This is a genomic window from Dactylosporangium siamense (assembly GCF_016862795.1).
GTDB lineage: Bacteria > Actinomycetota > Actinomycetes > Mycobacteriales > Micromonosporaceae > Dactylosporangium > Dactylosporangium siamense.
On the sequence record NZ_BONQ01000105.1, the window covers coordinates 1 to 12,712 of the forward strand.

General features: G+C 73.1%; 11 protein-coding genes and 1 pseudogene. 10 read left to right on the forward strand and 2 right to left on the reverse strand.

The window, feature by feature from the left end:
* Positions 1-887: pseudogene (locus Dsi01nite_RS32600) on the reverse strand (hypothetical protein); the annotation flags it as partial.
* A gap of 137 nt (positions 888-1,024) precedes the next feature.
* On the opposite strand from Dsi01nite_RS32600, the gene Dsi01nite_RS32605 reads away from it, so the two are divergent.
* Positions 1,025-2,176, forward strand: coding sequence for an RICIN domain-containing protein (locus Dsi01nite_RS32605; RefSeq protein ID WP_239136338.1), 1,152 nt, complete (start codon positions 1,025-1,027; stop codon positions 2,174-2,176).
* Positions 2,177-2,235: 59 nt separating this feature from the next.
* Here the strand turns inward: Dsi01nite_RS32605 and Dsi01nite_RS32610 are convergent, their stop codons facing one another.
* Positions 2,236-2,880 (reverse strand): RICIN domain-containing protein, encoded by a 645-nt coding sequence (locus Dsi01nite_RS32610; RefSeq protein ID WP_203850163.1) that lies wholly within the window; start codon positions 2,878-2,880, stop codon positions 2,236-2,238.
* Positions 2,881-3,109: 229 nt separating this feature from the next.
* Between Dsi01nite_RS32610 and Dsi01nite_RS32615 the strand changes: the two genes are divergently transcribed.
* The 9 genes from Dsi01nite_RS32615 to Dsi01nite_RS32655 all read left to right on the forward strand — a co-directional run bounded on the left by Dsi01nite_RS32615 (position 3,110) and on the right by Dsi01nite_RS32655 (position 12,662).
* Positions 3,110-3,640 (forward strand): COG4315 family predicted lipoprotein, encoded by a 531-nt coding sequence (locus Dsi01nite_RS32615; RefSeq protein WP_203850164.1) that lies wholly within the window; start codon positions 3,110-3,112, stop codon positions 3,638-3,640.
* Between the two features lie 70 nt (positions 3,641-3,710).
* On the forward strand, positions 3,711-5,159 hold the full coding sequence (locus tag Dsi01nite_RS32620) for a rhamnulokinase (RefSeq protein ID WP_203850165.1): 1,449 nt from the start codon (positions 3,711-3,713) through the stop codon (positions 5,157-5,159).
* 43 nt (positions 5,160-5,202) lie between these two features.
* On the forward strand, positions 5,203-6,096 hold the full coding sequence (locus Dsi01nite_RS32625) for a DeoR/GlpR family DNA-binding transcription regulator (RefSeq protein ID WP_203850166.1): 894 nt from the start codon (positions 5,203-5,205) through the stop codon (positions 6,094-6,096).
* Between the two features lie 267 nt (positions 6,097-6,363).
* The gene (locus Dsi01nite_RS32630) at positions 6,364-7,437 is read left to right on the forward strand and encodes an ABC transporter substrate-binding protein (RefSeq protein WP_203850167.1); all 1,074 of its coding nucleotides are present in this window, start codon (positions 6,364-6,366) and stop codon (positions 7,435-7,437) included.
* 8 nt (positions 7,438-7,445) lie between these two features.
* The gene (locus tag Dsi01nite_RS32635) at positions 7,446-8,957 is read left to right on the forward strand and encodes a sugar ABC transporter ATP-binding protein (RefSeq protein ID WP_203850168.1); all 1,512 of its coding nucleotides are present in this window, start codon (positions 7,446-7,448) and stop codon (positions 8,955-8,957) included.
* A complete protein-coding gene (locus tag Dsi01nite_RS32640) occupies positions 8,954-9,910 on the forward strand; it encodes an ABC transporter permease (RefSeq protein WP_203850169.1) in 957 nt (318 codons plus the stop codon). The genes Dsi01nite_RS32635 and Dsi01nite_RS32640 overlap by 4 nt, the downstream gene beginning before the upstream one ends.
* Positions 9,907-10,872, forward strand: coding sequence for an ABC transporter permease (locus Dsi01nite_RS32645; protein WP_203850170.1), 966 nt, complete (start codon positions 9,907-9,909; stop codon positions 10,870-10,872). Before Dsi01nite_RS32640 ends, Dsi01nite_RS32645 begins: the two co-directional genes overlap by 4 nt.
* Positions 10,869-11,897 (forward strand): Gfo/Idh/MocA family protein, encoded by a 1,029-nt coding sequence (locus Dsi01nite_RS32650; protein ID WP_203850171.1) that lies wholly within the window; start codon positions 10,869-10,871, stop codon positions 11,895-11,897. Before Dsi01nite_RS32645 ends, Dsi01nite_RS32650 begins: the two co-directional genes overlap by 4 nt.
* Before the next feature lie 6 nt (positions 11,898-11,903).
* On the forward strand, positions 11,904-12,662 hold the full coding sequence (locus tag Dsi01nite_RS32655; protein WP_203850172.1) for a DeoR/GlpR family DNA-binding transcription regulator: 759 nt from the start codon (positions 11,904-11,906) through the stop codon (positions 12,660-12,662).
* Positions 12,663-12,712: the final 50 nt, after the last annotated feature.

Genomic DNA, 12,712 nt, shown 5'->3' on the forward strand with positions numbered 1-12,712 from the left:
GCCGCGGGGGAGCCCGCACCCGCCTCCGGGCAGCCCGCTCCGGTCTCCGGGAGGCCTGCGCCCGTCTCCGGGAGGCCTGCGCCCGTATCCGGGAGGCCTGCGCCCGTATCCGGGAAGCCCACATCGGCCTCCGGGAAGTCCGCCCCCGGGTAGCCCGCGCCCGGCGCTGGGAGTTCGTCGTCCGGCGCTGGGAGTTCGTCGTCCGGCTCTGGGAGTTCGTCCGGTTCGGAGGCATCGTCGTGCGGTGACGGCTGTGGTGCGGCAACGAGATCGGCGGGCACGTCCGGGACCGGGACGGCGCTCAGCACGGCGACCGCGCCGGGCCGCGCCGCCATCGCGGCCCGGCACGCCGGGCAGTCGGCCAGATGCGCCGCGACGGCCTTGCGCAGCGAGGGCCGTAGCCGCTTCGCCGCCGCGACGACCGCGGCGAGCCCCGGGCAGTCCGGTTCCCCGGTGGTCGCATCGGCGGTGAACATGGCGACGTCCAGATAACCGCCCGGTGCCGTCAGCCGGTCGACCGCCTTCCGGGTGACCTCCACCGTTTTACCCAGCGCCGCGGCGACCGCCGTCAGGTCGAGCTGCCGGTGCCGGGGACGGTTCGCGAACTCGGGCAGCACCAGCGCCAGGAGGTTCCAGTGCTGTTCCTCCAGCGCCGGCCGCGCGGCGAACACCCCGTCACCCGGTGGTGTGGTCGCCTTCCGCTCGCGCAGCTCTGCCTTGACGGCGGCGCGGACCAGCGTGAACAGCGCGGCCGGGTCGTCCTCGCCACCCTCGCCACCCTCGCGCGCCGCGAAGGCGCGCAACGCCTCGGCGGTGGCGGCGCGCGCGGCGGGCTCGTCGCCGCACGCGAGGGTGACGCAGCAGCGGTACACCTGGATGTCCTGCATCGGCCGCCTCCTTCGCCTGGGTCCGCGGGCTCAACGATCGGGCCGGGTCGCAGGTGGCGACCGAAACAATTGCGAAACCTCTATGGGTTACGCCGCGGCGTCGCCGATGCTGACCGTCACCCGATCGGAGGTTGTCCATGCACCGAGCACGATCCAGGCGGACCGGGCTGCCCATGTTGCTGGCGGCGCTGGTCGTGCTGCTCGGCTTCACCGGCGCGGCCGCGATGCCGGCCGCCCAGGCCGCCGCGGCGCCCGCCGTCACCCTTCGCTTCCTGATGATCGTCAAGCCGGTGTCGCAGGTGCCCGGCCTGACCGCCACGCTCAGCCAGGCACAGGTCGACGCGGCCCGCACCGCGTTCCTCAGCACGTTCCCCCGGATGGTCGAGGACCTCACCGGCGGTGCCGTCGACATGAACACGTCAGTGGTCGTCTCGTCCCGGCCGCTCACCACGATCGGCTACCAGGGCCTCATGGTCGAGCCGGGCAACGTGCCCGACGACGTCGCGCAGTACGTCCACCCGCAGGAGTGGGACGGCGTGTTCGTCTACAACGCGTTCCGCCCGCACGCGTACTTCTCCAGCGGCGCACCCGGGCCGCACAACACCGGGTGGACCAGCGTGAACGCCCGCGACGACCTCGGCTACAACCAGGACGCCCTGGCCGGCTGGGTGCACGAGCTGCTGCACCAGCTCGGCGAGCAGTTCTACTTCCAGCAGCTGCACGTGCCCGGCGCGGTCGACGTGCACGCCGGCGAGGCCCACGGGTACAACCAGAACAGCAACGGGCTGCCCTTCTGGCTCGGCTGGTACCGCGACTACCTCAACGGCACCATCCCCGGCAACCTGGGTCTCGGCCTGAAGGCGTGGAGCCGGGGCAACCGCCGCGGCGTGGTGGACACCCCCGCCGGTCAGATGATCGTCGGCGCCGGCTCGAACCGCTGCGTCGACGTCGCCGGCGGCCGGGACGCGGACGGCACCAAGGTCCAGCTGTGGGACTGCCACGGCGGCCCCGAGGTCCGCTGGAGCTGGCAGGGCGGCACCCTGGTCAACAGCCGCACCGGCAAGTGTCTCGACGTCTCCGGCGGGCGCACCGCCGCCGGCACCAAGGTGCAGCTGTGGACGTGCCTGAACAACGGCGCCCAGCAGTGGCAGCTGGTCAACGGTAACCTGCGCAACCCGCAGTCCGGCCGGTGCCTGGACGCCGACGCCTGGGGCACCACGAACGGCACCCAGCTCATCATCTGGGACTGCGGCGCCGCCCAGTCGAACCAGACCTGGCGTTTCCAGTAGAAGGCCGGAAGGCCCGGCCTCGCGGGGTGCGGGGCCGGGCCTTCCTTTCGGCAACAGGATCACGCGCCGCCGACGCCGACCTCGCGCGGGCCCACCCGGAACAGCTGGGTGTTGGTGAGGCGGTTGCGCTCGCGGGTCTGCTCGCGAGACTCGTTCGGGACCCGCTTGAAGAAGCCGCGCTGCACCACGGTGCCATTGGCCTCGACGGTCATCTGCAGGCCGCTGCCCGCGTTCTGCACGAACGTCTGCGCGTCGTTGGTCAGGAACACGAACGCCTGGCTCGGCGTGCCGTCGCACGGCCGCAGCTCCAGGGCCGCGCCGGCCTGCTGCGAGTCGCCGACGACGTCGATGCACAGCGGCCGGCTGCCCGGCTGCAGGCTCGGCTGGAAGGCGTAGGACGTGGTGTTCCGCACGACCTTGCCGTTGGCGTCGATGACCTTCGGGAACAGCTTCGTCCACACCTGGGAGTCCGGCGTCTGGGCCGCCTTGCCGATGCGGGGCTTGGACACGATCCTCGCACCCGCGTTGGCGCCGTTGGGCACCAGCACGTTCGCGGTGCCGGCCGGCTCGATCACCTGGCTCTTGACCGGCGGCCGGACGTCCTCGGCCGCGGCCGGGCCGGCGGTGAAGCCGGCGAGGAGCCCGGTGGCGAGTGCGGCGCCGCCGATGAGGGACGCGGTGCGGCGGAAGGTCTTCGTAGGCATATCGGTGCTCACTTTCCTGTGATCGGCTGAGGGTTGATCGACGTTCGCCACCAGATACGGGCGGGCGGCGGGGTCCGGTTCAGCGAAGGGCCCGCGAATTGTGGTGCTGGCACGAGTTGAGGAGTGATACCGGCCGGGTTGTCGCGTTCCTGACCGGCGAAGGTCAAACCGGTCCGCCGGCTGCCGCGTGTGTACCGGCAATGCACCGCTGCCGATTTGGAGAACTCCCGTGAAAGCCCTTTCCGCTGCACTCGTGTTCGTCGTCGCGCTCGGCGGCCTGACCGCGTGCGGGTCCGATGACCCGCCCGCCGCGAACCCGCCCGCGTCCGCTGCCGCCGAGGTGGACCTCACCGACGGGCCGGCCGTGGCGATCCCGACGCCGAAGCCCGAGCCGATCGGCCTGACCGCCGGCAAGGCGAAGGTCGGTGACGCCGAGGCCGACGTGGTGCGGTTCAAGGACCGCGTCGTGTACCGCTTCGAGGCCGACGAGAACAAGCCGCCGAAGGTGAACTGCGTCGGCGACTGCCTCGTCATCTGGCCGCCGCTGCTCACCGACGGCACCCCGGTCAAGCTCGCCGGGGTCAACCCGGCGCTGGTCGGCTCGGTCCAGCGCGCCGACGGCCTCACCCAGGTCACGCTCGACGGCTGGCCGCTGTACCTCTACAAGCAGGACGAGTCTCCCGCCGACACCAAGGGCGAGGGCGTCGGCGGCAACTGGAGCGTCGTGCGCCCCGACGGCAAGCCCGTCGTCAAGAAGTAGGCGGTCCCGGGCCCGCTGCCGGCTCGGCGGCGGGCTCGGCGGCCGGCTCTGGGCGGTCTAAGCTCGGCCGGTGCCCGACTACCTGGCCGTCGACCTCGGCGCGGAGAGCGGCCGCGTGCTGCGCGGTGCGCTGCGCGACGACCGGCTGACGGTCACCGAGGTGCACCGGTTCGTCAACCGGCCGGTGGCGCTGCCCGAGGGCCTGCACTGGGACGCGCTCGCGCTGTTCGCGGATCTGTCGGAGGGGATCGCCGCCGCTGTCGCCGGCGGCGGGGAACCCGTCGCCGGCATCGGCATCGACGCGTGGGGCAACGACTTCGGCCTGCTCGACCGGGCCGGGCACCTGATCGGCAACCCGTTCCACTACCGGGACCGGCGCACCGTGGCCAGCACCGCCGTCGTCGCGGCGAGGGTCGGCGCCGCCGCCCTGTACCGGGCGACCGGCACCCCGCCGTTGCCCATCAACACCGCCAGCCAGCTGGTCGCGATGGAGGGCTCCGCGCAGCTCGACATCGCCGAGCGGCTCGCCATGCTGCCGGACCTGTTCGGGTACTGGCTGACCGGCGAGCTCGCGACCGAGCAGACCATCGCCAGCACCAGCCAGCTGCTCGACGTCACGACCCGCACCTGGGCGGGCGGGGTCATCGACCGGCTCGGCATCCCGCGGCGGCTCTTCGCCGGCGGTGTCGTGCCCGCGGGGACCAGGGTCGGGCCGCTGCTCGGGCACCCGCAGGTTCCACTGTGGACGGTGGCCGGGCACGACACCGCCGCCGCGGTCGCCGCCGTGCCCGCGACCGGTCCCGGGTTCGGGTACATCTCCTCGGGCACCTGGTCGCTCGTCGGCCTGGAGCTCGCCGCGCCGGTGCTCACCGACGAGGCCCGGTTGGCCGGGTTCTCCAACGAGGCGGGGGTGGACGGCACGACCCGGTTCCTGCGCAACGGCACCGGGCTGTGGCTGTTGCAGCGGTGCCGGGCGGCGTGGGCGGACACCTCCTACGCCGACCTGGTCGCCGCCGCGGCGGCCGTGCCCGGCTTCCGGTCGCTAGTGGACCCCGACGACCCCGCGTTCGTCGCGCCGCCGGACATGCCGGCGCAGCTCGCCGCCGCGTGCCGGGCGGCCGGGGAGCCGGTGCCGGTCGGTCGGGCCGCCCTGGTGCGGTGCGTGCTGGACAGCCTCGCGTGCAAGCACCGGTGGACCCTGGAGCGGGCCGAGGCGCTCGCCGGCCGCCGGGCCGACGTCGTGCACGTCGTCGGTGGCGGTGCCGCCAACCCGCTGCTGTGCCAGCTCACCGCCGACCTGACCGGCCGGCCCGTGCTCGCCGGCCCGGTCGAGGCGACCGCGGTGGGCAACCTGCTCGTGCAGGCCCGCGCCGACGGGCGGCTGGGCACCCTGGAGGACCTGCGCGCGGTCGTCGCCCGGTCGTTGCCACCGCGCCGCTTCGAGCCGGCCGGCGGCGCCGTGATCGACGACGCGTACGCTCGCTTCCTCGCCCGGCTCGACGCGGGTGACCGGATCTGACATATTCTGCAACAGACGTGTGGGTGCAAGGGAGGTGTCGTCGGTGCTGATCGCCGAGCGGCGTCGGCGGCTGCTGGAGCAGGTGCACGACCGCGGGTATGTGTCGTTCCGTGAGCTGGCCGATGCCCTGGACATCTCCGAGTCGACCGTGCGCCGGGACTTGCGCTCGATGGTCGACGAGGGGCTCCTGGCGGCGACCCGGGGCGGCGTCGGCCCGATCCGCCCGGCCCGGCCCGTCGCACCGCTGTCGGCGCCGCGTGCTCCCGCCGGCGGCCCGGACGCTGACCTCGCCGGGGGCGCCGACGACGGCCACGGTGCGGGCGGGGGCGTCACCGACGGTGGCGCGAAGGGCCGGGCCGGCGGCGGACGCCTTCCGGCCGAGCATCGCGCCGACCCCGTGCCGGACCAGCGGGAGGCGATCGCCGCGCACGCCGCGTCGCTGATCGTGCCGGGCACGGCGATCCTGCTCGGCCCGGGCCGCACCACGACCGCGCTCGCCCGCCGCCTGGGCGGGATCGAGCAGCTCACGGTCGTCACCAACTCCGTGTCGGTGACGCAGGCGCTCATCGACCTGCCGCAGATCGACGTCGTCCTGGTCGGCGGCGCCCTGCGGCGCTCCATCGGCGCCGTGGTCGGCCCGATCACCGAGCAGGCGCTGCAGGGCCTGCGCGGCGCCCAGGTGTTCCTGTCCGGCGAGGGTGTCACCGCGGCCCGCGGCCTGACCACACCCAACGTCTTCGCCGCGGCCACCGATCAGGCCCTCATGACCGCGGGCCGGCAGGTGATCGTGCTCGCCGACCACACCAAGGTCGGCCACGACACGATGTGCCAGACCGTGCCCAGCGACCGGATCGACGTCCTGGTCACCGACACCGCCGCGGACCCGGACACCGTCCGCCGCCTCCGTGCCGAGGGCGTCGACGTCCGCCTCGTCTGACCCGCCGCCATCTCCGTGATCCGGAAGACCCTGTGCGCCCCTGGGTACACGAGGTCCTCCGGATCACGGGAGGGGCACCGCAGTACCAACCAGAAAACGTCAACAAATTCCAACGCTTGACAACAGTTGGCATCACCTGACTACCATCTGGCAAGTTCGAATCAAACTCTTTCACTTCTTGGCATCATGCCTGAGCGGCATTCCCGCCTGTCCAAGGCCGCTCGCGCCGGGTGCTGATCCGCCATGCCCGCGTGAAGGGAAAGCCAGATGTCGCAGTCCCGTAACTCCGCTGCCCTCGCCACCGTCCTGGTCCTGTTCGCCGCCGCCGGCACCGCCTGCACCAAGACCGCCGACGACACCGCCGCCCCCGCCGCCACCGGCTCCGCCGCCCAGCAGGTCCAGGCGACCTCGGGCACCACCGGCTGCACCCCGGAGCGCTACAACGGCGGCGTGCCGAAGGTCGACCTCAAGGGCATCACCGTCGGCTTCGCCCAGTCCGAGAAGGAGGCCAACCCGTTCCGGATCACCGAGACCCAGTCCATCAAGGACGAGGCGGCCAAGCGGGGCATCAAGCTCATCACCACCAACGCGCAGTCCGACCTCAACAAGGAGATCGCCGACATCCAGGGCATGATCGCGCAGGGTGCCAAGGCGCTGATCATCTCGCCGCTGAACTCCGAGGGGCTCGACCCCGCGCTCAAGGCCGCGCAGGACGCGAAGGTGCCGGTCATGACGATCGACCGGCTGCTCACCACGAAGACCGCCTGCAAGGACTACCTCGGCTGGATCGGCTCGGACTTCGTCGTCCAGGGCCAGCGCGCCGCCGACGCGCTCATCACCGCCACCGGTGACCAGGGCCAGGTGGCGATCCTGCTCGGCGCGTCCGGCGTCAACGTGACCGTCGACCGCACCAAGGGCTTCAAGGACCAGCTCACCGCCAAGGGCTCCAAGCTGAAGATCGTCGCCGAGCAGACCGGCGACTTCACCCGGGAGAAGGGGCAGAAGGTCACCGAGCAGCTGATCTCCGCCAACCCCGGCATCACCGCCATCTACGCCGAGAACGACGAGATGGCCCTCGGTGCCGTCGCCGCCCTCAAGGGCGCCGGCAAGAAGGCGGGCGACGTCAAGATCATCACGATCGACGGGACCAAGGGCGCGGTCCAGGGCATCCTGGACGGCTGGATCGCCGGGGTCATCGAGTCCAACCCGCGCTTCGGCCCCCTCGCCTTCCAGGCCCTGGAGGACTTCTACAGCGGCAAGGGCGTCGCGGAGAAGACCATCATCTCCGACAAGGAGTACACCAAGGCCAACGCCCAGGCCGAGCTCGTCAACGCCTACTGAGCCGGACGATGACACCCGACGCCACGTTGGAGGTCCGCGAGGTGCGCAAGCACTTCGCGGGCGTCCAGGCCCTCGACAACGTCGACCTCATCCTGCGCCCCGGCGAGGTGCACGCCCTCGTCGGCGAGAACGGCGCCGGCAAGTCGACCCTGATCAAGCTCATCACCGGGGTGCACCGGCCGGACGGCGGCGCCGTGCACTACCGCGGTGCCCCCGTCGCGTTCAGCGGTCCGCGCGAGGCGCAGGCCGCCGGGATCAGCACCATCTACCAGGAGGTCAACCTGGTCCCGCAGCGCAGCGTCGCCGGCAACCTGTTCCTCGGCCGGGAGCCGGTCAACCGGTTCGGCCTCATCGACCGGCGCCGGATGCACCGCGAGGCGCGCGACATCCTCGCCCGCTACGGCATCACCGTCGACGTGCGCAGCCGCCTCGGCGAGCTCGGCCTCGGCGTGCAGCAGATGGTCGCGGTCGCCCGGGCCCTCGCCACCGACGCGCACGTCGTCATCATGGACGAGCCGACCTCCTCGCTCGAACCGCGCGAGGTCGACCTCCTCCTCGACGTCGTGGACCTGCTGCGCCAACGGCAGGTCGCGGTCCTGTACGTCACGCACAAGCTCGACGAGGTCTTCCGCGCCTGCGAGCGGGTCACGGTGCTGCGCGACGGCCGGCTCGCGCACACCGGCGAGGTCGCCGCCACCGACCGGCTCCGGCTCGTCGCCACGATGCTCGGCCGGGACGTCGACTTCGTCCGGCGGCACGGCGCCACCACGTTCACCGACGAGCACCGCACCGCCGCCGGCCCGCCGGTGCTGCGCGCCGAGGGTCTCACCCGGGCCCCCCGGCTGCGCGACGTGAGCCTCGACGTGCACGCCGGCGAGGTCGTCGGCCTCGCCGGGCTGCTCGGCTCCGGCCGCACCGAGACGGTGAAGGCCGTGTTCGGCGCGGCGCCGGTGGACGCCGGGACCGTCACCGTCGGCGGGCTCCGGAAGAAGCGCTGGGACCCCGCCGCCGCCATCCGCGGCGGCCTCGCGATGGTCCCCGAGGACCGCAAGGCCGAGGGGGTCATCCCGGAGCTGTCGGTCCGCGACAACATCGTCCTCGCCGCGCTGCCCCGGCTCAGCGTCGCCGGGTTCGTCTCCGAGCGCCGCCGGGCCCAGCTCGTCGACACCTTCGTCGAACGGCTCCGGATCAAGGTCGCCAGCCCCGCGCAGAAGGTCCGCGAGCTGTCCGGCGGCAACCAGCAGAAGGTCCTGCTCGCCAGGATGCTGTGCCTGCACCCGAAGGTGCTCATCCTCGACGAGCCCACCCGCGGGATCGACGTCGGCGCCAAGGCCGAGATCCAGGCCCTCATCGACGACCTCGCCGAACAGGGCCTCGGCGTGGTGCTCATCTCCTCCGACCTGGAGGAGGTCGTCGAGGGCGCCGACCGGGTCCTCGTGCTGCGCGACGGCGCCGTCGCCGGCGTCCTGCACGGCGACGGGATCACGGAGGAGGCGGTCATGCGCGTGATCGCCTCGTGAGCCTCGTCCAGGCAGTGCGCCGGCCCGTCGACGTCACGGGCCTGTTCCAGGTCGGCGGGGTCTACGTCGCGATCGCCGTCGTGCTGGTCTTCAACCTGCTCTTCACCCCCAACTTCGCCACCGCCGCCAACCTGCGGCTGCAGCTGGTCCAGGTCGCGCCGGTCGCGATCGTCGCGATCGGGATGGCGCTCGTCATCGCCACCGAGGGCATCGACCTGTCCGTCGGCTCGACGATGGCGATCAGCGCGGCGCTGCTGCCGCTGTACATCGGCTACGGCGCCTGGCCCGCGATCGGGATCGCGCTGCTGGCCGGTGCCGTCGTCGGCGCGGTCAACGGCTCGCTCGTCGCGTTCGCCGGCATGCAACCGATCATCGCCACGCTCGGCCTCCTCGTCGCCGGTCGCGGCCTGGCCCTCGTCATCGCCGACGGCCGGCTCACCGAACTGTTCGACCCGACGCTCGCCGGGCTCGGCAACGCGTCACTGCTCGGCGTCCCGGTCAGCGTCCTGCTGTTCCTGGCCGTCACCGCCGCCGCCGGGCTCACCGTGCGCTACGCCGCGGTCGGCCGCCGGATCCTCGCCATCGGCGGCAACCGGCCCGCCGCGACCCTCGCCGGGCTGCCGGTGCGGCGGACCCTCATCACCGTCTACGTCCTCAGCGGCCTGCTCGCCGCCGCCGCGGGGGTGCTGTCCACGTCCCGGCAGGGCGCCAGCGACCCGTCGTTCGTCGGGCTGCTCATCGAGCTCAGCGCGATCACCGCCGTCGTCGTCGGTGGCACCCCGCTGTCCGGCGGGCGGGTCCGGATCCTCGGCACCCTCATGGGAGCACTGCTCATGCAGCTCATCACCGCCACCGTCATCCAGCAGAACCTGCCGGACTCCACGGCGCGCATGATCCAGGCCGGCATCATCATCGCCGCCGTGTACGTCCAACGTGGACGGAGCCGCACATGACCACGTTCGGCCTCGCGGTGCCCCGCTGGCGGGTCGACCGGGCCGGCGCCCCGATCGTCCTGGGCCTGGTCGTCCTCGCCGGCGCAGCCGTCTTCGGCGGCAGCTTCGCCGGTGGGCAGAACCTCGGCAACATCGCCCTGGACGCCTCGTACCTGCTGCTCATCGCGACCGGCATGACCTTCGTGATCCTCAGCGGCGGCATCGACCTGTCCGTCGGCTCGCTGCTCGCGCTCAGCGGGGTGCTCACCGCGTACGGCGCGCGCTGGGGCACGCTCACCGCGGTCGCCCTGCCGCTCGCCGTGTGCGCCGTGTTCGGCGTCGTCAACGGCCTGCTCATCGGCCGGGCGAGGATAGCGCCGTTCATCGTCACGCTCGCCGCGCTGCTGTTCGCCCGGGGGTTCGCCTTCGCCGTCGCCGACGAGGGCAACCGGGTGTACATCATCCCGGCCGGGCTCACCCTGACCCGGCTCGGCCAGGCCCGCTGGCTCGGCCTCGGCGCGCCCGTCTGGCTCGCCCTCGCGGTGTTCGCGGGCGGGCTCGTGCTGCTCAACCTGACCAGGTTCGGCCAGGCCACCTTCGCCGTGGGGGACAACCAGGAGGCGGCCGAGCTGATGGGCCTGCCGGTGGCCAGGGTCCGCGTCCTCGTCTACGTCATCAGCGCCGTGCTCACCGGCGTCGCCGGGGTCCTCGTCGCCGCGCAGACCCAGTCGGGGCTGCCGACCATCGGCGAGGGCCGGGAACTGGAGGCGATCGCCGCGGTCGTCATCGGCGGCACGCTGCTGTCCGGGGGAGCGGGCTCGCTCAGCGGCACCCTCGCCGGGGTCCTGCTGCTCAAGGTGATCCAGAACCTCATCAACCAGGTCGGCACCCTCACCGCCTACTACCAGCAGGTGGTCAGCGGCACGTTCCTGGTCGTCGTGGTCCTGATCCAGCTGCGGCTGGCCCGAAGGCGGCGGGTGTGAACCGCGCCGCCGGGCACGCGCCCGGTGTCGTCCCGCCCCCGGTCGCCGACGGCCCGCCGTTGCGGGTGGCCGTCGTCGGCACCGGCGACTGGTGGGGCCGCCAGCACGCCGAGCTGTTCGCCGGCCGGCCCGACACCACGCTCGTCGCCGTCGTCGGCCGCGACCCGGGCCGGACCGCGGCGCGGGCCGCCGCCTACGGCGCGATGCCCTACGTCGACCTCGACGTGATGCTGGAGCGGCACCGGCCCGACCTGGTGTCGGTGTGCCTGCCGAACGAGGCGCACTTCGAGCCGACGCTGCGGCTCATCCGGGCCGGCGTGCCGCTGCTGCTGGAGAAGCCGCTGGTGTTCTCCCTCGCCGAGGCCGACGCGCTCATGGCGGAGTCGGCCGGCCGGTTCGTCGGGATCAACTTCAACCACCGCTACGCCCGTCCGGTCCGCCTCGCCGCCGCCGCCGTCGCCCGCGGTGACCTCGGCCGGCTCACGTTCGCCACCTGGCGCTTCGGCGGCGAGGCCGGCACCAGCAGCCACCCGCACGCCAACCTGATCGAGACCCAGTGTCACGGCCTGGACCTGCTGGAACACCTCTGTGGGCCGGTCGAGTCCGTGATGACCCAGGCGTTCGCGGGGGACCGGGGATTCTCGACGCTGGTCGTCGCGCTCCAGTTCGCCGGTGGGGCCGTGGGCAGCCTGGTCGGCAGCTACGACTCGTCCTACGCGTACACCGACACCCACCGGGTCGAGCTCAACGGCACCGCCGGGCGGATCCTCATCCACGACACCGTGCGGCGGTACACGTTCCAGCGGGCCGGTGACGAGACCGCCCAGGTCTGGCAGGCGGGCTACTTCAACGACACCGACCGCGGCTTCCACGCCACCTTCGACCGGCACGTCGACGACCTCCTCGCGGCGCTGCGGCAGGGCCGCGAACCACCGGTGCCGATCGCCGCCGGCCGGCGGGCGCTCCTGCTCGCCGGTGCCGTCATCCGCTCCTTCGAGAGCGGGACCCGGGTGACGATCGGTTGACCGGGGATGCTGTCCCAGCAGCGGCAGGCGATCATCCTCGACCTCGTGCACCGCGACGGCGGGGTGCGGCTGCGCGACCTGATGCGCCGGCTCGGCGTCTCCGACATGACGGTGCGCCGCGACCTCGCCGACCTCGCCGGGCAGGGCCTCGTGGAGAAGGTCCACGGCGGCGCGATCCTGCCCGTCGGGGCCACCGCGGCGGGCCCGCAGGCCGGTGTCGTCGCGGCGATCGCCCAGCACGCCCTGGACCTCGTCGAGCCCGGCGCCGCGATCGCACTGTCCGACGGCCCGCTCACCGCCGCCCTCGCCGAGGCCCTGGCCGACCAGCCGGCGACGACGATCGTCACCAACTCGCTGCGGGTCGCCGGCATCCTGCACGCCGGCGCGGCCCGGCACACCGTGATCCTGCTCGGCGGGGTCCGCGAGGCGTCCGGGGCGCTGGTCGGACCGGTCGCGGAGACCGCCGCCGGGCGGCTCAACGTCGACGCGCTGTTCCTCGACGCGCACGGCATGACCGTCCGGACCGGCTTCACCGCCGGGAGCCTCGCCGCAGCGGGCGTCGACCGCCGGCTGGTCGCCTCCGCCCGCCGGCTCGTCGTCCTCGCCGACCACAGCCGGTGGGGGGTCACCGGCATCGCGACCGTCGCCGGCCTCGACGAGGCGGACGTCGTCATCACCGATGACCGGCTCACCGACGACGCCTACGTGGCGCTCACCGACCACGCGGGCCGCCTGGTCATCGCCGCCACCGGCCCCGGCGGGTGACGTCCCAGCGCACGGCCACGGAACACGGTCATGTTCGCGCTGGTCGGCCG

Excerpts from the sequence above, each read along its gene's own strand:
- Dsi01nite_RS32635 (WP_203850168.1), top strand. The coding sequence starts at position 7,446 with ATGACACCCGACGCCACGTTGGAGGTCCGCGAGGTGCGCAAGCACTTC.
- Dsi01nite_RS32605 (WP_239136338.1), top strand. The coding sequence starts at position 1,025 with ATGCACCGAGCACGATCCAGGCGGACCGGGCTGCCCATGTTGCTGGCG.
- Dsi01nite_RS32645 (WP_203850170.1), top strand. The coding sequence starts at position 9,907 with ATGACCACGTTCGGCCTCGCGGTGCCCCGCTGGCGGGTCGACCGGGCC.
- Dsi01nite_RS32610 (WP_203850163.1), bottom strand. The coding sequence starts at position 2,880 with ATGCCTACGAAGACCTTCCGCCGCACCGCGTCCCTCATCGGCGGCGCC.
- Dsi01nite_RS32630 (WP_203850167.1), top strand. The coding sequence starts at position 6,364 with ATGTCGCAGTCCCGTAACTCCGCTGCCCTCGCCACCGTCCTGGTCCTG.
- Dsi01nite_RS32655 (WP_203850172.1), top strand. The coding sequence starts at position 11,904 with ATGCTGTCCCAGCAGCGGCAGGCGATCATCCTCGACCTCGTGCACCGC.